Annotated in this window: 17 protein-coding genes; all 17 read right to left on the bottom strand. The window is 38.9% G+C overall.

The genetic code is table 11. The features are described 5' to 3' along the window. Window positions 1-5: 5 nt before the first annotated feature. On the bottom strand, window positions 6-896 hold the full coding sequence (gene phaZ / locus N7Z68_RS03995) for an intracellular short-chain-length polyhydroxyalkanoate depolymerase (protein ID WP_275117167.1): 891 nt from the start codon (window positions 894-896) through the stop codon (window positions 6-8). A gap of 4 nt (window positions 897-900) precedes the next feature. After that, window positions 901-1,932: a 3-oxoacyl-ACP synthase gene (locus N7Z68_RS03990; protein WP_275117166.1), complete on the bottom strand. Its 1,032-nt coding sequence runs from the start codon at window positions 1,930-1,932 to the stop codon at window positions 901-903. Between the two features lie 32 nt (window positions 1,933-1,964). Continuing rightward, window positions 1,965-2,984 (bottom strand): branched-chain amino acid ABC transporter permease, encoded by a 1,020-nt coding sequence (locus N7Z68_RS03985; RefSeq protein WP_275117165.1) that lies wholly within the window; start codon window positions 2,982-2,984, stop codon window positions 1,965-1,967. Further along, on the bottom strand, window positions 2,981-3,850 hold the full coding sequence (locus tag N7Z68_RS03980; RefSeq protein WP_275117164.1) for a branched-chain amino acid ABC transporter permease: 870 nt from the start codon (window positions 3,848-3,850) through the stop codon (window positions 2,981-2,983). The genes N7Z68_RS03985 and N7Z68_RS03980 overlap by 4 nt, the downstream gene beginning before the upstream one ends. 82 nt (window positions 3,851-3,932) lie before the next feature. Beyond that, window positions 3,933-4,637, bottom strand: a complete 705-nt coding sequence (locus N7Z68_RS03975; protein WP_275117163.1) for an ABC transporter ATP-binding protein — start codon at window positions 4,635-4,637, stop codon at window positions 3,933-3,935. After that, the gene (locus N7Z68_RS03970) at window positions 4,624-5,388 is read right to left on the bottom strand and encodes an ABC transporter ATP-binding protein (RefSeq protein ID WP_275117162.1); all 765 of its coding nucleotides are present in this window, start codon (window positions 5,386-5,388) and stop codon (window positions 4,624-4,626) included. Before N7Z68_RS03970 ends, N7Z68_RS03975 begins: the two co-directional genes overlap by 14 nt. A 116-nt stretch (window positions 5,389-5,504) precedes the next feature. After that, window positions 5,505-6,746, bottom strand: coding sequence for a substrate-binding domain-containing protein (locus N7Z68_RS03965; RefSeq protein ID WP_275117161.1), 1,242 nt, complete (start codon window positions 6,744-6,746; stop codon window positions 5,505-5,507). Window positions 6,747-6,805: 59 nt separating this feature from the next. Then, window positions 6,806-7,678: an alpha/beta fold hydrolase gene (locus N7Z68_RS03960; protein WP_275117160.1), complete on the bottom strand. Its 873-nt coding sequence runs from the start codon at window positions 7,676-7,678 to the stop codon at window positions 6,806-6,808. 284 nt (window positions 7,679-7,962) lie between these two features. Next, window positions 7,963-11,199, bottom strand: a complete 3,237-nt coding sequence (locus N7Z68_RS03955; RefSeq protein ID WP_275117159.1) for an AfsR/SARP family transcriptional regulator — start codon at window positions 11,197-11,199, stop codon at window positions 7,963-7,965. 261 nt (window positions 11,200-11,460) lie between these two features. After that, window positions 11,461-12,525: an EAL domain-containing protein gene (locus tag N7Z68_RS03950; protein WP_275117158.1), complete on the bottom strand. Its 1,065-nt coding sequence runs from the start codon at window positions 12,523-12,525 to the stop codon at window positions 11,461-11,463. Between the two features lie 354 nt (window positions 12,526-12,879). After that, window positions 12,880-14,007, bottom strand: a complete 1,128-nt coding sequence (gene meaB / locus N7Z68_RS03945) for a methylmalonyl Co-A mutase-associated GTPase MeaB (RefSeq protein WP_275117157.1) — start codon at window positions 14,005-14,007, stop codon at window positions 12,880-12,882. After that, window positions 14,000-16,192 (bottom strand): methylmalonyl-CoA mutase, encoded by a 2,193-nt coding sequence (gene scpA, locus N7Z68_RS03940; RefSeq protein ID WP_275117156.1) that lies wholly within the window; start codon window positions 16,190-16,192, stop codon window positions 14,000-14,002. Before scpA ends, meaB begins: the two co-directional genes overlap by 8 nt. Continuing rightward, window positions 16,189-18,309 carry a methylmalonyl-CoA mutase family protein gene (locus tag N7Z68_RS03935; RefSeq protein WP_275117155.1) on the bottom strand — a complete coding sequence of 707 codons (2,121 nt, stop codon included), beginning with the start codon at window positions 18,307-18,309 and terminating at the stop codon, window positions 16,189-16,191. The genes scpA and N7Z68_RS03935 overlap by 4 nt, the downstream gene beginning before the upstream one ends. 143 nt (window positions 18,310-18,452) lie before the next feature. Further along, entirely contained in the window at window positions 18,453-19,997 is a 1,545-nt protein-coding gene (locus N7Z68_RS03930) for an acyl-CoA carboxylase subunit beta (protein WP_373323107.1), read from the bottom strand. A 46-nt stretch (window positions 19,998-20,043) separates the two neighbouring features. Then, window positions 20,044-20,541, bottom strand: a complete 498-nt coding sequence (gene accB, locus N7Z68_RS03925; RefSeq protein WP_275117153.1) for an acetyl-CoA carboxylase biotin carboxyl carrier protein — start codon at window positions 20,539-20,541, stop codon at window positions 20,044-20,046. Between the two features lie 18 nt (window positions 20,542-20,559). Further along, window positions 20,560-21,189, bottom strand: a complete 630-nt coding sequence (locus N7Z68_RS03920) for a TetR/AcrR family transcriptional regulator (RefSeq protein ID WP_275117152.1) — start codon at window positions 21,187-21,189, stop codon at window positions 20,560-20,562. Window positions 21,190-21,234: 45 nt separating this feature from the next. Further along, complete coding sequence (gene accC, locus N7Z68_RS03915) at window positions 21,235-22,575, bottom strand: acetyl-CoA carboxylase biotin carboxylase subunit (RefSeq protein ID WP_275117151.1); 1,341 nt, start codon at window positions 22,573-22,575, stop codon at window positions 21,235-21,237. Window positions 22,576-22,711 lie beyond the last annotated feature (136 nt).

Genomic DNA, 22,711 nt, shown 5'->3' with positions numbered 1-22,711 from the left:
TCCTCCTAATGTTTCTGTAGAAAATTCGTTATCGCTAATTGTAATTGATCTAAATCATCAATGAGTGGAGAATGACCACAACCTTTTAAATACATCAGTTCTGCTTGATCATTTAAGTCTTCTTTTATTTCTTCTGTCATTTGTTGAGGAATCACAAGGTCATTTTCACCGGCTAAAATAAGAGTTGGATGTGTAATTTTTTTTGCTTCCCCAGATCCCTCAGCAACTCCATTATGAACATTACTAATATTAAAAATATTTAATGCATGATACACTTCAGATAAGTTTCGCTGTGTCAGCATATCTTCTAAATACTCGTCGTATTTTTGCTCATCAGGTTGGTTGTTGGTATAAATCAACGAATTCCATACCGCTTTTAAAAAGTCTTTATTTCGTTGTTCATACGCTTGAGATACTGGAATCGTTTTTGTAGAATCTTTTTTTATTTCTTCTAACGTTGTTAAACGAATAGACTCTCCAGTTTCACCAACACTCATAAACGGATAGCCCCGAGTGGAGCCTGAACACAATAACACCAGCTTATGAACATCGGCTGGATAATCAATAGCATAACGCATCGCTACCGTGCCGCCTGTAGACCAACCAAGAATTGAAAACTTATTTAAACCCACAGCATCAATAAAACTCTTAATGTCTTCTGAGAAATCTTTAATGGATTCAATTGGTTGACGATAGGAGGAACCACCAAACCCTCTCATATCGACTGCATACAGTTTATACTGCGGTGGTAGGGTTTCAAGTAAGAGGTCCCAATGTTTGGATGAAGTCATATTTCCATGGATAAGAAGAATGACCTCATCTCCGCCTGCTCTCTCACGATAAGTGATTGTTTCTCCATTTGGTATGTTCACCGATTGTAACTTGATGTTCTCCACTAGTTTACACCTCCATGCTAGCTTTTCCCCAACGGATCGTAGTTGCCCCCCAAGCATAGCCAATACCTGCACTGACGAGGACGACGACATCCCCGTCTTTTATTTTCCCTTGCTCAAGGGCTAACTCTAATGACAGGATCTGATCGATTTGACCAATATGACCAAACTCATCTAAATAAATCGATTGTTCGTCGGTAAGGCCTAATTCACGCAACACATAATCATGCGCTGATTTCTTCATGTGCAAAATTCCGAGATAATTAATATCCTTTTGATCGCAGCCACTTTTTTGTAATGATCGTTGAATGACTTCGATAAAGTTTTTCATCGATTTTTCTTCCAGACGTTGTTTCATTCCATCTGGATCGAGCACATCTAAATAGTTGAGCCTTTCCTCAATCGCCTCTTGACTAATTGGAGTTTTTGTTCCACCTGCTACAACGACGACATCCTCTGAAAACGATCCATCTGTAATGATATGACTATCTAGTAGATTGTTAGAGTCATAGCCTTTTTGTAAAACGATGGCTCCTCCCCCAGCAGCCAGGTTATACATAAACCTTGTTCTAGGGTTGGTATAGTCGATAAAATCAACGTTTCGGTAACCACCTGCTAATAGAACGGTTTGGATAGAAGGGTCTGCCAGCATCATATCCTTCGCTACTTTCATGGCCATAATTGTCGTGCCACACCGCAATGCTACGTCAAATGCCCAAGCATTTGTTGCCCCTACTTCCCGCTGGAGCATAATACCTGCTGTCCAGAGCGGGTATTCTTTGTGCTCCTCACCAATATAAATAACTAAGTCAATGTCTTTTGGGTCAATATTTCCTTTTTCCAATGCTTTTCTAGCTGCATAAATCCCCATCTGGCATGTGTGATCACCACTACCCGGGACAGGCTTTTTTGAAATGCCCATCTTTTCTTCAATGACTTTTACAGGTAGCCCCGATTGTTCAGCAATGTCGGTGCTCGTCATCCACTCATCTGGAATATAGACTCCAGTACTTACAATTCCGACGACTTCTTTTTTCATTCGACAAACACTCTCCTACTCCTGCAAACATATTAAATATCCTTATCCAGTCCAGACTGTTTTGGAATTGATTTTCGCAGTCCTTTTTTATACTGGTATTTAGCCCACCAATGTTGAATGGTGCCTACAATGCCTTTTGGGAAGAACATGACAACTAAAATAAACACCGTCCCAAACAAAATAATCCATCTTTCGAAAATCCAATGAACTTTGGCTAAATCCATTAGGCCATGCTTCGCAAATTCGATGAGTGCTGCTCCAACAATTGATCCAAATAGTGTACCAACACCGCCAATAATTGTAATAAGGAGCGCGTCTAAGGTTAATTCAACAGATAATACTGCCGTGTTAACAAAGCGTAAGCTCATTCCATATAAAATACCTGCCAACCCAGCTACAACACCTGCTACGACGTTCGCTGTAATCTTATAATGCATCACGCGATAACCAAGCGATTCTACACGTGGTTCGTTTTCTCTTATTGCTTGCAATACACGGCCCATCGGTGACTCTGTAAAACGTCTAAGAAGTAAATAAATAAGCACCATAAAAGCCAAACAAATAATATAAAAACTTACTCGATCTCTAAAAAGATCTGGAATGGTAAACGTAAACCCGTCATTCCCCATCGTTACTGACCGCCACTTTTCAGCAACGACAACGAACAAACTCGAGACAGCTAATGTCAGCATTGCAAAAAAGTGACCTTTTAAACGAAGCGTTAACATACCAACTAAGTAACTTACGACAGCTGTAAAAATTACAGTAATTAAAACAGCTAATAGAACAACTGGGATAGTTGCACCAAATGCTTTCAAACAAATACCGACTGTGTAGGCGCCAATTCCAAAAAACATCGCATGACCAAACGAAACAATACCTGAATATCCTAGTAAAATATCGTAACTCATTGCAAAAGCAGCAAAAATAAAGATTTGCGTTAACATAATAAGCATGGTTCTGGAATCATTAATGAACGGAAACAAGAATAAACCAATAGTTAAAACAGCTAACGTCAGCTTAAATCGTGACAGTTGTTTTAGACGACTCATTTCAACGCCTCCTTTGTCCCCATGAGACCTGAAGGCTTAAAGATTAAAATCGCCAGCATGATTAAGAAGTTTACAGCTAAAGCTAACTCTGGTACAAAATAGGCTGCATAAGCACCTAATACACCGACTAGTACTGCTGCCGTCATCGAACCGAGTACACTCCCCATCCCGCCGATGATGACGACGATAAAGGCTAGAATGCCGTACTCTAATCCAATTTCAGCATAGATCACACCGGAATACGGACCAAACAATAGTCCTGCTAAACCAGCCATACCTGAACCGAGCATAAATACAAATAAGAAAATCTTTCGAATGTTAATTCCTAATGCCTGAACCATTTCCTTATCAATAACACCAGCTCTTACAACTAATCCAAGTTTGGTTTTGTTTAGTAAGAATAATAAACCGAAAAAGACGATGAGACCAATTAGAATAATGAAAAGACGATATTTGATTAAATAGATATTTCCTACTTCCCAACTACCTTGCAGCCAACTTGGACTTTGCGCATGTATGATATTCGGCCCCCAAACAACCTTTACGAGTTCACTTAAAACAAGCATGGCACCGAGCGTAATGAGGATTTGTTGGATGTGGTTTCCGTAGACAGGTTTGATAATAAACCGCTCTAGTAAATAACCTAATATTGCTCCCGCAACTATGGCTGCGATAATACCGACAATGTAACTCTCAGTTGTAGTGAACGCCCAAATACCTGCATAAGCTCCCCAAAGGAATAAAGCACCGTGAGCGAAGTTTAAAACATCCATTAACCCAAAGATTAACGTTAGACCTGCTGCTAATAAAAATATGAGCATTCCCGTTGCCAATCCATTGATTGTAATACTAATTAATAAGTCCAACAGTTGTCCCTCCTTTAAATCAGTTCCTTTCTACCAACAAGACTCTGTCTGCATCAATAAGCTACAGAACAAACAACTACTTTTATGCAATCCCTAAGTATTGTCGCTTTAACTCTTCATTCTGTTTTAACTCTTCCATTGCGCCACTGTGTACGGAATGTCCATCATCGATAATATAAAAACGATCTCCAATCGTACTAGCCATCATGAAGTTTTGTTCAACCAGCACTACTGTCGTCTTTTCTTTCATTTGTTGGATCGACTCCATCACTTTCTCGACGATAATTGGGGCTAACCCTTTACTAGGTTCATCAATGAGAAGCATATCGTTTTCATTCACATAAGCTCTCGCAATGGACAGCATTTGCTTCTGACCGCCACTTAAGTGCCCACCGTTTTTCTTCCAAAACTTTTTTAAATCGGGAAATAAGTTTAAGATCCAATCTAGTCTTTCTAATGTTTCATCATCTTTCTTTTTCATCGCAACCTTAATATTTTCCTCGACAGTCAGTGTGCCAAAAATCCCTTGATCTTCAGGTACATAACCAATTCCTAAGTTGGCAATTTTATGAGTAGGCAGACTATGAATCTCTTGATCCTTGTAGGTGATCGTCCCTTCTTTAATCGGATTTAACCCCATAATGGAACGAAGTGTTGTTGTCTTCCCAGCACCATTTCTTCCTAGCAAAACCGTTACTTCTCCTGCGTTTACTTCAAAAGTAACACCTTGTAAAATATGATATTGTTGAATATAGGTTTGAATTTGTTCCACTTTAAGAAGCGTCATCTTGAAGCCCCCCCAAATAGGCAGATTGGACTTGTTCATTTTTCATAATTTCCTTCGGGTCACCGTCTGCTAACAGACTACCGTGGAAAAGAACCATAATACTATCAGATAAATCTAAAACCATATCCATCTTGTGTTCTATTAAAATGATTGTTCGATTACGTTCGTCACGAATGTTTCGGATAACATCAAGAATCATGGGTACTTCTTCTAACGACATACCGGCTGTCGGCTCATCAAGCAAAAGAACTTCTGATTCTAGCGCTAAAAGCATTGCAATTTCTAGTTTTCTCTTTTCACCATGCGCTAAGTTAACAGCTAATTCTTGAGCTTTACTTTCAAGTAAGACCGTACTCAATAGTTCATTCGTTTTTCTATCAATTTCTTTATAGTGCTTAAAATGCTTAAACATGTTATATCGGACTCCTGCCTGTGATTGAACCGCAAGACGAACATTTTCATGACAGGTTAAGTTCGGAAATACATTCGTAATTTGAAAGGAGCGACCAATTCCTAAACGAGTCCGTGCAGTAGGTGTTAACCCTGTAATATCCTCACCGTTTAAATGGACAGATCCTTTTGTTGGCGTTAATTGACCGCTTAACATATTAAAAAACGTTGTTTTCCCTGCACCATTCGGTCCTATAATCGACTTCAATTGATTTCGTTCAATTTGAATATTAACCTCATTTACAGCTACATGCCCTCCAAAAGCGATCGTTAAATCTTTCGTTTCTAAAATAACATCCACTTGCGCTCACCTTCCTCCTTTGATGGGTGAAGCTGACTCCCCCAAGTCAATTCCTATCGTACTGCACGCAGGAAATTGAAGCTTTGCTGTTGAGTCAGCTTCGTATGAATATTTACTTAATTTAAAATGGGTGGTGCTGTTTCGTCCGGTGAAAGTTCCCTAATAATGACTGGTACAGGGTAATCATATTCATCTGTACGCTCTAACGTAATAGCATACATCGTTTGCATCGCTTGATGATCTTCTGAACGGAAAGTCATCGGTCCTTTTGGGGTATCAAACGTCATTCCTCGCATCGTTTCGATTAATGTGTCTGAATCCGTTTCGCCATTGCTATTTTCTAACGCTTGAACAACAGCCATCGCTGCAGAGAAACCACCTGGTGTAAATAAATCTGGCATTTCACCGTTGTAGCGTTTCTGATGTTCTTCTACTAACCAATCATTTACTTCATTGTTTGGCAGACTGTGGTGGTAAACAGTAAACCCTTTCATACCAACAACGGCATCCATTGTGCGAAGAGCTGCAATATCCGGCGCTCCTGTTGATATTTGAATTCCACGATCCTGAATTCTCATATCAGCTAATTGACCCCAAGGAGAGTTGGCACCTGCCCATATGACAAACAGATAATCAGGCTCAGCATTAATGACGCGTTGGATATTAGCAGCAAAGTCTACACCTGCTGGATCTGCATACTCTTCATGAACAACATCAGCTCCTAATTCTTTGGCTGTCGTTGCAAAAGCTCCAACTCCGTCTCTTCCGAAAGCATTATCTTGAGCTAATGTCGCAATTTTTACGCCTTCACCCGCAATTGCCGCAGCACCTGCAATTGCATCTTGAGATGAGCTTCGACCAGTACGGAAGATGTGTTTATTCCAGTTGGCACCTGTAATACTATCTGCAACCGCTGGCTCTACAATCATAATCTTTTCATATTCTTCGACTAGTGGTAACACCGCTAACGTATCACCTGAAGAAGAAGATCCTATAATAAAGTCCACATTGTAATCTTCAAGTAATCTCGTTGCCTTTTGAACCGCTACATCTGGCTGTGTCTCTGTATCTTCAATAATGTATTCTATCTTCTTGCCTGCCACTTCCATCGTTCCATTCGTCGCATATTCGAGTCCTAATTCAAATCCTTTCACCGTTTGAGCACCGTATGCCTCTAATGCTCCTGTTAATGATGTTAGGACGCCTACTCGAACCACTTCTTCCGTTTCTGTATCGATGTCTTCAGGATCTACATTTCCCTCTGGTTCACTACTAGTATCATTTGACCCGCAAGCAGTGAGTAAAAATAAACCAAGGATTACACTCATTACACTAAGAAAAATTCTCTTTTTTCCCATTCTGTTTCCCCCTTAAAAGATAAATTAAATTCCTTTAATTGTAGTATGAATGACAGTAGTTACATTTTAGTTGCATGTAACTTTCCTACACTTACTTCGTGTAAGTAATCGAGGATTTCAGAAGCTGTCTGTTGATACTCGTGAAATAAAATGGAAAAGTGATTAGCTCCTCTAATTTCAACAAACTTTCCTCCGTCTATCATTTGAGCCAGTTTCATCCCATTGTCTTTACTTATTAAATAAGCCGTTGGATGAAATAAACAATTCGGCGCCCACAATATTAATGTCGGAACTTGAATAGCAGCATGACAATCGTTAATCATCGGTTTAGTTAAGTTGATTAGTTCTTCATTAATAATTTTCTTTTTTGTTTTCGACACAACCGAACCATCATCACAATGTGTAACATCAGCATAAAAATACTGTTCTAAGTAATCATTCCAAGGGCTGAAGAAAGGAATCTCACTTACTTGCGCTTTATAGCCAGCAAATGTTTCATACTGTTTTTCAACTCGTTCAATAGAAGGCTTCAGTAGATCAACAACTTCAGGTCTTAAGTCTTCACCTCCATCGATTAAAATGAGTGAAGAAACCATTTTGGGATACATAGATGAGAAAACAACACCAATCATTGCTCCTAATGAATGTCCAACTAAAATCACTTGGTCTAGATTTAACTGTTGAATAATCTTGTTAATATCCTCTGCATGTTGTTTTACAGAATAGCCCGATTGCGGTTTTTCACTATCACCTCGGCCTCTCAGATCTATGGCTAACACACGATAACGATGTATTAACCGTTCAGCAATAGCATCCCAGCACCGAGCATTGGCTGTTAATCCATGTATACAAAGAATAGTTTCTTCACCTTGTCCCCCATAATCAACGATGTGGAACTGTAGTCCATTGGCTTCAATTTTCTTGTTTTTCATAATCCACCTCCTCCTTAGGTTTAATTGCTTAATTACACTGTAATCGTAAACAGTTGCACTCCAGTTACAAAACTAAAAAAGCACTAGTATGAATGGTATTGGGTAACTTAGACGGTTCATGATGAGATACAACAAAAAGAGGTACCAATCCTATAATGATTGACACCTCTTTCATGTTGTTCAAAACGGAAGCGGACCCAAAGGTTGATTTATGCGTGTTGTCTGGAAATATAATCATTTTTTTCGGTTATGTTGTTAATACACTTACACCCATTGCTGTTTAATTATACAATTTGGTCTATGCTTTCCGGTTCCTTGATAATATCTAGCATACGAAGAGTTGATTCCATCGGCTCTACTCCAAGCTCTTCCTCTAGATTTCTTTTACACTTTTCAAACATTCTCAATGCATATGAGCGGTTATGTTTTCGATAGTAACAATACATTAATAATCGATAGGCTTCTTCCCAACAACGATCGATGAGAAGAATAGACTCACATAAAGCTATCGTTTCATCAAACTGTTCTTCGGCTACATACAACTGTGCCAGTTTTTCAGACCCACGCAAATATAAAAATGAATAGCGCTCTCTTTCTTCACTGCACCAATCGTTATACTTTCGAGATGGTAAAAATTCTTCGACATATAATTCTAAGCCGCGTTTTAATTTATCTTTCGCTAGGAAAGCATCCGTTTCCTCCATTCCTTCTAGAACTAATTCTTGAAAAGCCACACAATCAATATCAAATGCCGCTTCTTCATTTAACCCGTACATACTTCCTTCACGAATAACAAAGAAAGGAACTTCTCTCGGTTTTCGCTCTGGCTCTAAAACTTTATTTAGTGCATTTAGCGCTACCTTAAAGTCTCGATTGGCTGCTTCTTCCTCAACCTCTCCCCATAAATGCGACATCAGTTCCGTTTTTGAAAGCATCCTCCCTTTCTTCGTTAAGAACAGCTGGAATAATTCTTTTGCCTTTTCCCGCTTCCACATCTTATCTGCTACTTTTTTATCACCTAACCAAATTTGAAAATCTCCAAAAAGCTGAACCTTTACTGTATAACCTGGATGGAACGTCAATTGTTCATATCCGAGCCTCGTAAGTATTGATGAAATTTGATCGGTTTGGACGTTTTGTTTTTTAGCTTCTAATAGCATCGGGATTACTTCTTGTACATCTTTTGGACCGTATAAAGAGGAGGTAGTCAACAAAAATTCATATTGATAGTGGTTCATACATTGTAAAAAATCGTTCATATAGGCAAGAAAGTTTTCTTTCTCGTTATTGGCAAAGCTGAGTTTACTTAACCAAAATAAGCTAGCCGTTTCTCCAAATCGGCATCCACACTTGTTAAACCCATCACAGCTCAATAAAAGCTCTTTTTTAGCATCCATAAATTTTTCCTCATAAAATGCTGCTATTCCCAATGCTAAATGAACATAAGACGATAACCATACATCCTTTACTCTTGTCGGTTCTTCCAATGCCATAATTCCTGCGTTTTTAGAAGCATCGTATTTCCCCAGTTTTCCATTTAACAAACAAAGACCTAAGTACGCTTCTGACTTACCTCTAGACATCTTAATTTGATCCATTAACTCTAAAGCTGTCTCATAGCAATGAACAGCTAATTCAGGATTATATCGCTTTTCGATTTGAACAGCGTGCCCCATCCTGATCCAACCACACGCTTCAACAAATGGCGCTTTTCTTGAGGTTCCTCTTAATATCCCTTGTTCAGCTAATCGCTTGGAACGCTCCGCTTCCCCCATATACGAGTAAACGATCGATAATATTAAATCTGTTTCGCGGTGGGATCGTGATAATTCATTAAGAATTTCTGTTTTTTCTTTTGATTTTTCAAGTAACTGCCTTGCTTTTTCAAGACGTCCCGTTCGTAAATACAGTCTAGACTCTAATTCTTCTTTTTCATAATTAAAATCTAACTGTTTACACTTATTCAGCCATTTCTCGGCCTCATATGCTTTTCCTAAGTTAACGAGATTTTCTGCCATCAAACTATAGAGATGTAGGATTCTCATTTCCTTTTTATCGCTTTTTTCCATTAGAGAGATAGCCCGAGCTAAGTAATCATCAGCTTTAGCTGGTTGGATCGTATCAAGGAAGATTTTTGCCTTTCCTTCATTTCCTAGACTTTCACATACTACATCATCTTCTTCACTTGCAATTTGAATTAATTGGTTATAATTTGTAAGCGCTTTCTCGTAATGGCAAAAATAGCGACTAATTTCTCCCTCTATAAACCAAATAAGTGGATATTGATTTTTTAATGAGACGGATAAATGCTCTATGAAACTAGACAACAAATCAATCTTACCATTGGCTAATAAACCTAGACCGTGTGCTTGGATGGTCCTTGCTGCTCTTTCATATTTTTTAATTTCTGAATAATGGTATATTGCTTTTTCGTATTCCGCACATTGTTCAAAGTACTCCGCCAATTTATAATGAAGTGACTCATACAAACTATACTCTTTGTGTAATTGCTGTAGTAAGAAATCCTTGAATAAGGCATGATATCTGTACTGATCTTTTCCAACTTGATAGATAAATAAATTTTGTTGAACTAAGATATTTAACAACTCACTTGCATTATTAATTTCTAAAATCTTTTCTAGTAAGTTAGGATTCAAGTCTTCAAAAATACTTGTTTTTAATAAAAAGTTCTGTATGTTCTTTTGCTGTTTCGAAAATACCTCCAATGCTAAATAGCGAAACAACTCTTCATTCGTATCAGCTTCCCATTCATTTTCTCTTATTTGATCAACAAACTTCATTTGCTGCCAAACCATTTGTATGGCGATAATCCAACCTTCTGTTTTTCTATAGATTTGTTCAACTTCTTCATCTTTAATTGATATTTGATAAAAGTCAGAAAACAGAACCTCCACTTCATCTTTGGTAAAGGCTAATTCACTTTCTGTGATCTCTACCAAATCACCATGAACAATCATTTTTGTGAAAACTTCCCATGTTGGCCGAATACGGCTTGAAATCATAAGGTGAACATGCTTCGGTAAGTGCTGAATGATAAATAATAACCAATTCTTTATTGGCTTACTCGCCTCTACAAGATGAAGGTCATCAATCACGATAATAAATGGTTCTCTTATTTTCATTAACTCATTTACGTATTCTGAAGCGAGATAATCAATTTCTTCTTCAAGGTTGAGGACACTTTCTGTCACCAAATAGTCTAATAAACGCTGACCAAAATCACCAAATTGTTGTTGAACCGAATAAATCATATGAATAATAAATGGATGGATATGATCTTCATCTTTTGTAATTGAATACCAACAGTAACGTTTTTCTTGATGTTTTAAGTAGGTGGCAAGCGATGTACTCTTTCCATAGCCAGGTCCTGAATGAATCAGAGTTACACGACTTCCTTCCATTTCTCGCATTTTTCTCATTAAGTGAAGGCGCCCTATATTTGTTTCCTTAAGAATTGGAGGAGTAAACTTTGTTTGTACAACCGGTATTCTTTTTTTCAACACATAAAACCTCCTCTTTTTTCGAATATTCTTATTTTATCATAAAGCCGCTGCAAATCAGGACACTAAATTGTAAAATTTGCTACTTTACAAAAGTATACGTATCATTCCGTATCAATTAGAACACAACAAAAGAACACCGTCATTATTAATAAAGCTGTTGATTAACTCAGAAAAAAATTAAAAACATAAAAAAGAGGTGAAAATCAAATCACATGATTTCCACCTCTTTTACTATTTACCGCATATTAACAATCAGTCTTAACTATTAGTTAGTAATGTATTTGATATAGGATGAGCTGAAGGTCTCGCAATTAAATAGCCTTGGGCAAGGTCAACTCCTATTTCTTTACAGTACGTTAATTCTTCTTTTCTTTCAATCCCTTCCGCTAAAAGGATGATCCCATTCGCGTTTGCTACTTCTTGGATCGCTTTTAATTTTTGTTGCTTTTCTTTGTCCATGTCACAATGATCGACTAAATGACGGTCAATTTTAGCAAAGTTAGGGTTGAGCTCTTTTAGAACTTCAATCGTTGAATAACCAGTCCCAATATCATCTAATGCAACATGAACCCCATGCTGTTTATAGGTGCTGAAAATCTTCTTTAAATGATCAATGTCTTTAATCTTCTCTGTTTCAACTACTTCAAAAACTAAGTCACTCGGATTTACATTAAATTGTTCTACGACTTTAAATGTACTCTTTAAACAATGATTGGGATCATAGATTGAAGAAGGTAAAAAATTTATAAATCGCTTCTGTCCTTCTTGTAAAAGCTTGGCACTCACTTCAATTGAACCAATTCTTGCTTGACTGTCTAATAATGATTGCAAGCCTGCTCGTTGTGAAAACGCAAATAGTTCTCCAGGGAAGAATGGAAAATGATTATCTGTCGGTCTTAATAAAAATTCATATCCGAAGACCTTCCCATCATTTACTTGGATAATGGGCTGAATATGATGCGTAAACTTACGCTGATTAATAACGGTTACATAGTCGCGATGGCGAATCCGTTCGTGCAGTTGATCAAATGGTGTCATCGTTGGAAAGAGAACCGGTTGTTTTTCTAGTTGCTCATCAATCCAGCTTCCAAACATCCCGGTTGAATTTCCTTGTAAAAGCAGATCAATATCATTGACGATTTGTTCTAGCATTGTAAAAGAATCATATCGTATTTTTAAAACTTGCTTATCTGACTCAACCTTATACTTTTGTTTTATACGATTCTCTAAGTCTAGAAAATCAGCTTCTATTTTGCAATAAATGAGTAGTGCTCCTTGCTCACTAAGATCAGGAAAGGAAGAGCAACTCGAACATACTGTCATCTTATAATCCTCCAATTTTAACACTTTATTAAAGAAAGCTCTGTGCGATATATTCTAAAATCTGAAATCAACACTTACTCTTAAGAATCATACTAATCAAATGGTTCCTTTCACTAGTACATAATTCCAGTTACTAATGACCTAAAATAAGGTTTATATAAGTATTTTATCCTATTTATATAGTAAAAACCATCAGTGTTTTTAGCGAATTACGTAAGATAAAGTAGAAATTTTATTACTGAGTTGCTATATCCTAACTAGATTAGCCGTAAATGCTGGAATAAAAAATGCGAGATATCTCTTGGAAGAGACATCTCGCATTTGAATGAACTAAAAATGGACTTAAACCTTTATTTAGTTCTGTTGATCATATATTTCGAGCAGTGACTGAACAGCTAGTGTTGGTGACGTTTGACCCTTGATTAGCTGTTTTTCAATTAAAGGAAAGTTTTCTTTTACTTTTTCATTTTGATAAAAGCGCGTTTTTAACTGATCTTCAATTAACGTCTTCACCCAATCTAGCATTTGTTGTTTCCGACGCTCATCGAACACACCTGAGGATTTTGTCTGCTGCTCGTATTTTTGAATGACTTCCCATATATTAGGTACACCTTCACCTGTTAAAGCAGAGACTGTATAAGCTTGTGTTTCCCATCCTTTTGTTGCCGGTTGAAGAAAATGGAGTAACCGATTGTATTCGGCTCTTGCGTTTAAAGCCGCTTGCTTATTGCTTCCATCTGCTTTATTAATAAAAATGGCATCAGCAATTTCCATAACGCCTTTCTTCATTCCTTGCAATTCATCACCAGCCCCGGTTAGCATAATCACAAGAAAGAAGTCTACCATTGAACGGACGGTGATTTCACTCTGCCCAACACCTACCGTCTCAACAATAATCACGTCATAGCCCGCTGCTTCACATATTAGTAAAGTTTCACGGCTTTTTCTAGCTACCCCGCCTAATGTTCCACCAGCAGGAGACGGACGAACGTAAGCGTTTTGATTTCTTGAGAGATTTTCCATCCTCGTTTTATCTCCTAAGATACTTCCCTTCGATAAACTACTAGATGGATCAACAGCTAGTACAGCGACCTTATGTCCTTGGTCACATAACATGGTGCCGAATGCTTCAATGAGCGTACTTTTTCCTGCACCAGGCACACCTGTAAAACCAATACGAATGGATTTTCCCGTATACGGCATTAATTTTTTCAACACTTCTTGACCGAGCTGGATATGCTTTTGTGAGTTACTTTCAACTAGAGTAATGGCTTGAGCAATAATCGCGCGGTTACCTGCTAGTACTCCCTCTACATAGTCGTCGACAGAAAGCTGACGGCGACGAGGATACGTACTCCCCGCCACCGTTTTTTTATTGCTTGTCATACCGTCATGGCCCCCTTCAGTTCCTTTTAGGTAGTGACTCGCATAACCTTCAGCTTGATCTGTCGCCCATTCAGGTCTAGATCTGTCATTACTCATTGCTATCCTCGTAACCGAGTCTACGATTTACTTCTACTAATACTTTTTCCGCTGCTACAGGAATGACTGTTCCAGGTCCGAAAATAGCAGCAGCACCTTTTTCTTTCAAGTAATCGTAATCTTGCGCTGGAATTACCCCGCCAATTACAACTGCGATATCACCGCGTCCTAGACGTTCTAACTCAGCAACTACTTGTGGTAAAAGTGTTTTATGACCAGCTGCTAACGAACTTACACCTAATACGTGTACATCGTTTTCAACTGCTTGTAACGCTGCTTCTTCCGGCGTTTGGAATAACGGTCCGATATCAACGTCAAACCCTAAATCAGCAAATGCAGTTGAAATAACTTTTGCACCTCGGTCATGTCCATCTTGGCCCATTTTAGCAACCATAATTCTCGGTCTGCGTCCTTCGCGCTCTTCAAACTCGTCCGTCATTTCACGAACAACTTTTACTTGTTCTGCATCTCCAAACTCTGAACTATATACTCCGCTAATCGACCTAATCACCGCCTTATGTCTTCCTGCTACTTTTTCAATCGCATCAGAAATTTCACCTAAGCTGGCACGCACGCGAGCTGCTTCAACCGAAAGCTCTAGTAAGTTTCCTTTACCCGTTTCCGCTGCTTGAGTAATGGCATTTAAAGCAGCATCCACTTTTGCTTGATCGCGTTCAGCTCTTAATTTTTCAAGTCGACGGATTTGCGCTTCTCTAACTGCCGTATTATCAATATCAAGAATTTCAATTGGATCTTCTTTTTCTAGTCGATACTTGTTTACACCGATAATCGATTCTTTACCCGAGTCAATATGAGCTTGACGTCTTGCTGCGGCTTCTTCAATACGCATTTTCGGAAGGCCTGTTTCAATCGCCTTTGACATACCGCCAAGTTCTTCGATTTCTTGAATATGAGCCCATGCTTTTTGAACGAGTTCAGCTGTTAACGACTCAACGTAATATGAACCACCCCAAGGATCTAATACATTCGTAATTCCTGTTTCATCTTGAAGATAGAGTTGCGTATTACGAGCGATTCGAGCTGAGAAATCTGTTGGTAAGGCGATCGCTTCATCTAATGCATTGGTGTGTAAAGATTGTGTATGACCTAATGCTGCAGCCATCGCTTCAATACAAGTTCGTGTTACGTTATTAAATGGATCTTGCTCCGTTAAGCTCCATCCTGATGTTTGTGAATGAGTACGGAGTGCTAATGCTTTCTCATTTTTCGGATTAAACTGTTTCATCAGTTTCGCCCAGATGAGTCGTCCTGCTCTCATCTTAGCTACCTCCATGTAATAGTTCATTCCGATTGCCCAGAAGAACGATAAGCGTGGTGCGAATTTATCGACATCAATACCTGCTTTTAATCCCGTCTTAACGTATTCCAAACCGTCTGCTAATGTATAGCCTAATTCGATATCAGCTGTAGCACCAGCTTCTTGCATGTGGTAACCCGAAATACTAATACTATTGAATTTAGGCATATACTTGGACGTGTATTCAAAGATGTCTGCAATGATTTTCATTGACATTTCAGGACCGTAAATATACGTATTACGGACCATATATTCTTTTAAAATATCATTTTGGATCGTTCCAGAAAGTAGCTCCTGCTTAACCCCTTGCTCCTCAGCCGCAACGATATAGAAAGCCATAACAGGCAGAACAGCACCATTCATCGTCATCGAAACAGACATTTGATCTAATGGAATACCGTCAAATAAGATCTTCATATCTAAGATCGAGTCAACAGCAACCCCGGCTTTACCTACGTCACCTACAACACGAGGGTGATCTGAGTCGTAACCGCGGTGAGTGGCTAAGTCAAAGGCAATCGATAAACCTTTTTGTCCAGCTGCTAGGTTACGCCTGTAAAACGCATTACTTTCTTCTGCAGTTGAAAATCCTGCATATTGGCGAACGGTCCAAGGACGTGCTTTATACATCGCTGGATACGGTCCTCTAAAGAAAGGTGCGATCCCTGCTACATAGTCCAGGTGTTTCATTCCATCTGTATCTTCTTTTGTATAAAGAGGCTTCACATCGATTTTTTCTGTCGTGTGAAACGTTAACTCTTCTAATGAAGCGCCTGTCGTCTGTTCGGCTTGCTTGCGCCAGTTGTCTAAATTAGAAGCAGGTTTGTCTGCTGTAAAAGAAATATTCGTAAAATCTGGCTTCGTCATCCTTTAACAACTCCTTTCTCAACTTGAAGCTTACGTAAAACTTCATAACAGTTGGAACGAAGATGAACGAATTCGTCTACACCAGCATTACGATAATTCACTTCATCTTCCTCAGCCGGCTTACCAGCAATCATTACTGAAACCTCTTTGTTATCTTGTTTTATAGATTGAGCAATATCAGCAGCTTGTTCTTGATAGCTTTCATCCTTACCACAGATGACAACAACACTTGCCTTTGAGTCAACCGCTGCTTGAGCTGCTTCAGCACTTGTCATAAAGCCATTATTTCGGATCACTTCAAACCCGCCTACCTCAAAGAAACCTGCAGTAAAATCTGCACGAGCCTTATGGCTAGGAATTGGTCCAAGGTTTGCAAGGAATACTTTAACTGTTTCACCTTGTTTTTTTGCATGCAGTTCATTGGCTTGGCGAAGTTCTTCAAACAGTTCTGCACCTCTGCTAGCAACGATCGGCTCAATCACTAGACTGCTTTCTGTTTTCCCTAAACCGCTTGCAAGATCAGCTACCGATGCACCGTTAAGGGCAAACTGAAGCGCTTGTTCAACCGTATTTGATTCGTCTGTAAATTGAACAGGTACTACTGCAGCATTTAATTTTTCACTCACATATTGCTCGATGTACTTTGTGTCATCTTCTGGTACGACATCAATTGCTTTTTCAGTAGTGTTAGCGTACATATTTGTCCCAACAAAAATGTCTTTTCGTTGTGAAATGTTATTTAAACGATTCGTTTTCGTTTCTGCCACTTTTTGTTGCGGCATTCCAGCTTTTAATGCCTCGATAACCCCGCCTGTTTGTTCAACTTGTTGGAAAAGTGCCCATGCTTTTTCTGCCAGCTCATTCGTTAACACTTCAACGTACCAAGAACCTCCAGCTGGATCGGCCGTTTGTCCGATATGAGACTCTTCTTGTAAAATAATTGAGATATTACGAGCAATCCTACGAGAAAATGGTGTAGATTTTTGAATCGGCTCATCGAATGGACTAACATGGATACTATTTGCACCGCCAACTGCAGCAGCAAATGCTTCTGAAGTCGTTCTAAGCATATTTACATACGGATCGTATTTTGTTTTCGTCCACGAAGATGTTCGTGCATGAATCGTAAGCTTTCCATCACTTTCTTCTCCGCCAAATGCCGTTACAATTTTAGACCAAAGGATTCGTGCTGCTCGCAGCTTACTAATTTCCATAAAATAATCTGAGCCAACTGAGAACACAAAACGAATTGATTTCGCTGCATCCTTAACTGAAACCCCGCGAGAAGTAAGTGCCTGTAAGTACTCAACTCCAGTAGCTAAAGAAAATGCCAACTCTTCAACAGCACTGCTTCCACCATTATGATATGGCGTTCCTTCTACAAGTACAGTCTGAAGAGACGGTGCGTTTTCAGTTGACCATTTCACTGTATCTGCCATCACGTTATAGCATTCTTCTAAAGAATATTCGATTGAACCATTTTCAACTAACTGTCCAATCGGGTCCATTCCAACAACACCTTGTAGTTGTGAAACTTCGATATTGTTGTTTTTCGCTGCACCTACAAGAACAGCTAGGACTGGTAATGAATTAGCTCCAGCGTGAATATGAACTGGAATATTTGCTAAATCAATGTCTTCAATTGCCGTTTTCATGTCTTCTACGCTAGTGACATTTAATCCTGATTGACCAACCATTTGTTTAGCTTCTTCTATGTTCAGTCCTTTTTTAGTAACCTCATCTAAAACGATATTTAAGACTGTTTGGCCACGAGCTAAATCATGTTTTGCCACAAGATTAAACTGTTTAGGTGTTGATGTTGTCAGCTCTTGGCTTATTTCCCATGCCTTTTCTTTAGAAGGGACAGCCCCAGCTCCTCTTAAGAATGGACTTTGTCCAGGAAGCGAATCGATAAAAGGGAGATCTTGTGTATCTTTTTGCTGATACATCGGTTGCAAGGAAATTCCTTCATACGTTTTTGTTACTAACTTTTTTTCAAAAGAAGCACCTTTTAACGACTTTTCCGTTACTTGACGCCATTCATCATAGGATGGTACTGGAAATTCCCAAAATGGTTCTAATGCTTTTTTATCTTCCATAATAGTTGCGGTAAGCACTCCAAAGAATACTTACCGCTCTCTCCCTTCTTATTATGATACTATCAAACGATTTACTCCGTCCGACCGAGTCGGCTCTCTCCACGTGTTCTATCTATTATATATAAACTACTTCAGGTCCCTCTCCTGCCCGCACTCTTTTTTTATAGCGGGATGTTTCCATGTTTTTTCTTCGGTAATGATTTCTTTTTATTTTTAAGCATATCTAGTGCATTTGCTAAGCTCTTTCTCGTATCACGCGGATCGATAACATCATCGACAATTCCGTTAGCCGCTGCAACATACGGATTAGCAAAACGCTCGCGATACTCTTGAATTTTTGCTGCTCTCGTTGCTTCTGGGTCATCACTTTCACGAATTTCCTTTGCGAAAATGATATTTGCCGCACCTTCCGGACCCATTACCGCAATTTCAGCATTCGGCCAAGCAAACACAAGGTCGGCTCCAATTGCTTTACTGTTCAGTGCAACATACGCACCACCAAAAGCTTTACGAAGAATGACTGTAATCTTTGGTACTGTTGCTTCGGAATAGGCGTATAAAATTTTTGCACCGTGACGAATAATTCCGCCGTGTTCTTGTTGAACACCTGGAATAAATCCACTAACATCTTCAAACGTAATGATAGGAATATTAAAGCAATCACAGAAACGAATGAAGCGTGAACATTTATCAGAGGAGTCGATGTCAAGTCCACCAGCCATCATTTTTGGATTGTTTGCTACAATCCCTACTGTTTCACCGTTAATACGGCCAAAACCATTTACGATATTCTTCGCAAACTTAGGCTGAACTTCCATAAACTCACCGTCATCAAGGATTAAAGTAAGAACCTTACGAACATCGTAAACCTTTGTTCCATCAACAGGAACAACTTCAAGTAATTCATCGATGCGCTCATTTAAAGGCTTCTTCTCTTTCGGCTCTACTACTGGTGGTTTTTGTTCGTTATTCGGTGGTAAATAACTGATTAATTTACGAACTTCTTGTAAAACTTCCTCTTCAGAAGATGCTGTAAAATGAGCATTACCACTTACTGAGGAGTGAACACGAGCTCCACCTAAATCTTCCGCATTAATTTTAGCTCCTGTTACACTTTCAATAACTTTTGGACCTGTAATAAACATTTGACTTGTTTTTTCTACCATGAACACAAAGTCTGTGATCGCAGGAGAATACACAGCTCCACCTGCACAAGGTCCCATAATGACTGAGATTTGTGGAATAACGCCAGAATAAATAGAATTTCGGTAGAAGATATGACCGTATCCATCAAGTGAAAGTACACCTTCCTGAATACGAGCTCCACCTGAGTCATTTAAACCGATGAACGGCGCACCGTTTTCAGCAGCTAAATCCATCACTTTTGCGATTTTTTGAGCATGCATCTCACCTAAAGCTCCGCCAAATACGGTAAAGTCTTGAGCAAATAAGAAAACGAGACGACCATCCACTTTTCCGTACCCTGTTACAACACCTTCACCAGGTGCTTCCGTCATACCAAATTCAGCACTTCTTGTTTCTGTGAAAGGATTAATTTCTACAAATGTATCCTCATCAAGAAGAAGGTCGATACGCTCACGAGCCGTTAACTTGCCTTTTGCATGTTGCGCTTCAATTCGATCTTCACCACCACCAAGTCTAACCTTTTCGCGGCGTTCTTCCATAATATCGAGTTTATCAAACATGTCCATCGTCTATTCCTCCATTCTGATCAGTATTTATGTTGTGCTATTACGATAGTTTAACGAGGAATAAAGGTTGACCATACTCTACTAATTGGCCGTTTTCTACTAATACTTCAACAATTTCACCGTTAATTTCTGCTTCTAATTCGTTCATTAACTTCATTGCTTCAACGATACAAACAACACTTTCTTGTGTTACTTTATCACCAGCTTTTACATATGGATCAGAGTCAGGTGATGGAGCAGAATAGAATGTTCCTACCATTGGTGAAGTAATCTTATGAAGGTTTGCATCTTCTACAACTGGTGCTACTGCTTCTGGTTGTTTCTCTTCTTGAACTGGTGCTGCCGGAGCTGGTGCTGCTGGTGCAGGCGTTGGTGCTGGTGCTGCTGGTGCAACTGTTTCAGCTGGTGCTACGAATTCTGTTGTAGTACCACGTTTAATCGTAACTTCTTGTTTTCCTTCACCTTTAATTGTTAATTCTGTAATAGTAGATTTGTCAACCGCACGGATAAGTTCTTTAAGATCAGTAATTTTAAACATGTAAAACACTCCTTAGTATTAGTTTGATTGATTTTTTAAGAAAAAGCGTTGATATTCTTGTTTCTCAAGCGCTTCTTTTGTAAGTATTGAATGCATAACAAAATCTGCATAAATGGAGGCTATTTCCTCAATGGAATAGCGCCCATTCGATTTATACCATTTATAGGTCCAGTTAATCATCCCGAAAATCCCCATCGACGTAATAGGTACAGGAAGTTCTGGTCTAAATTCACCTTTATCTATTCCTTCTTGTACAACCTTAAACATCATTTCTTTATAGCGATCACGCTTTTGTTTTATCGATTGAAAGTAATCTGGTGCTAAATATAAGCTTTCTTGATAAAACACCGTAACATGTGGTCTGTACATATCAAACATCATTACAAAAGATTTAACAGTTTCGTATAAAATTTCAGCTGGAGTATTAAAGGTTTGGTAGGCTTCTTCCGCTTTGTCTAATACATACGTAATAAATGAATCATGGATGGTATAAAGTAATTCGTCTTTTGATTTAAAATTGTGATAGAAACCACCCTTTGAAGTGCCACTCGCTTTTGCAATTTTATCAACTGTAACTGCATGAAATCCATTTTCCTCAAATAAATGAAGAGCTGCTTCAGTTATTCGCTCCTTAGTTGATTGTGTCATTACTATTCACCTACCATTTCTAACGGCCGACCTAGGAAGCAAATATTAAACTTTATTTTTTTCTAAGAACTTTGTATCAAAGTTACCAGAAATAAAGTCTGGATGTTCTAATAGTCGAAGGTGAAACGGTATCGTCGTTTCAACACCATCTATAACGAATTCATTAAGTGCTCGTTTCATTCTCGCGATCGCTTCCTCGCGGTCTCGACCATGAACGATTAACTTGGCAATCATTGAATCATAGAATGGTGTTATCGTATATCCTGGATATACGGCACTATCAACACGAACACCTAATCCACCTGGTGGTAAGTACATATCAATTGTTCCTGGCGATGGCATAAAGTTTTTGTCCGGGTTTTCCGCATTAATACGGCATTCAATTGACCATCCATCAATCTGAATGTCTTCTTGAGTAAATGAAAGTTTTTCACCACTCGCTACTAATATTTGTTCCTTTATTAAGTCTACCCCTGTTACTAATTCAGATACAGGATGTTCAACTTGAATACGAGTATTCATTTCCATGAAATAGAAGTTTTTATGTTTATCTAATAAAAATTCTACCGTCCCAGCACCGCAGTAGTTAACAGCTTGAGCTGCTTTTAAAGCGGCTTCACCCATCTTTGTACGTAGTTCTTCATCAAGTGCTGGTGATGGTGCTTCTTCAATTAATTTTTGATGACGACGTTGAATAGAGCAGTCTCGCTCTCCTAGGTGGACAACATTTCCGAAACTATCACCAATAATTTGGATTTCAACGTGACGAGGCTCTTCAACAAATTTTTCTAAATAAACACCAGGGTTACCGAAAGCGGTTTCAGCTTCTTGCTGAGCCATTGAAACTGCCTTCTTTAAATCATCCTCAGTCTGAGCTACACGCATTCCTTTACCGCCGCCACCTGCTGTTGCTTTAACCATAACAGGGAAACCGATATCTCTAGCAGTAACCATTGCATCGTCAATATCATCAATTATTCCATCCGTACCAGGTACGATCGGAACACCTGCTGCTTGCATCGTATCACGAGCAACTGCTTTTGCACCCATTTTATTAATCGCTTCTGGTGAAGGACCGATAAATGTGATATTGTGCTCTGCACATTTCTCAGCAAAATCAGCATTTTCTGCTAAGAACCCGTATCCTGGGTGGATAGCATCTGCACCAGTATTCACTGCAACACTTAATAGATTAATCATATTTAAGTAACTCTTACTTGAAAGGTGTGGTCCAATGCAATATGCTTCATCTGCTAAGTGGACGTGTAATGCTTCCTTATCTGCTTCTGAATAAACAGCTACTGTCTCTATACCTAATTCTCTACAAGCACGGATAACTCGGACAGCGATTTCTCCTCGGTTGGCAATCAATACCTTTTTAAACATTCTCTCACCCTTTTTCCGCTTATATAGCCTTCTTTTTATCGAGACCGACTAGTCAGTCTGTATACCTGAATTTTAAGAAAATTAACGAGATTTGTCAAGATATTGTTTAAAACTAGTTCTCCCTCCATTATCGTTA

This window comes from Alkalihalobacterium chitinilyticum (genome assembly GCF_029028005.1).
Lineage (GTDB): Bacteria > Bacillota > Bacilli > Bacillales > Bacillaceae_F > Alkalihalobacterium > Alkalihalobacterium chitinilyticum.
This window is presented reverse-complemented; position numbering and strand designations above follow the sequence as displayed.

Excerpts from the sequence above, each read along its gene's own strand:
- meaB (WP_275117157.1), bottom strand. The coding sequence starts at position 14,007 with ATGAGTAATGACAGATCTAGACCTGAATGGGCGACAGATCAAGCTGAA.
- N7Z68_RS03960 (WP_275117160.1), bottom strand. The coding sequence starts at position 7,678 with ATGAAAAACAAGAAAATTGAAGCCAATGGACTACAGTTCCACATCGTT.
- accC (WP_275117151.1), bottom strand. The coding sequence starts at position 22,575 with ATGTTTAAAAAGGTATTGATTGCCAACCGAGGAGAAATCGCTGTCCGA.
- N7Z68_RS03930 (WP_373323107.1), bottom strand. The coding sequence starts at position 19,997 with ATGTTTGATAAACTCGATATTATGGAAGAACGCCGCGAAAAGGTTAGA.
- N7Z68_RS03950 (WP_275117158.1), bottom strand. The coding sequence starts at position 12,525 with ATGACAGTATGTTCGAGTTGCTCTTCCTTTCCTGATCTTAGTGAGCAA.
- N7Z68_RS03965 (WP_275117161.1), bottom strand. The coding sequence starts at position 6,746 with ATGGGAAAAAAGAGAATTTTTCTTAGTGTAATGAGTGTAATCCTTGGT.
- scpA (WP_275117156.1), bottom strand. The coding sequence starts at position 16,192 with ATGACGAAGCCAGATTTTACGAATATTTCTTTTACAGCAGACAAACCT.
- N7Z68_RS03990 (WP_275117166.1), bottom strand. The coding sequence starts at position 1,932 with ATGAAAAAAGAAGTCGTCGGAATTGTAAGTACTGGAGTCTATATTCCA.
- N7Z68_RS03985 (WP_275117165.1), bottom strand. The coding sequence starts at position 2,984 with ATGAGTCGTCTAAAACAACTGTCACGATTTAAGCTGACGTTAGCTGTT.
- accB (WP_275117153.1), bottom strand. The coding sequence starts at position 20,541 with ATGTTTAAAATTACTGATCTTAAAGAACTTATCCGTGCGGTTGACAAA.
- N7Z68_RS03975 (WP_275117163.1), bottom strand. The coding sequence starts at position 4,637 with ATGACGCTTCTTAAAGTGGAACAAATTCAAACCTATATTCAACAATAT.
- N7Z68_RS03920 (WP_275117152.1), bottom strand. The coding sequence starts at position 21,189 with ATGACACAATCAACTAAGGAGCGAATAACTGAAGCAGCTCTTCATTTA.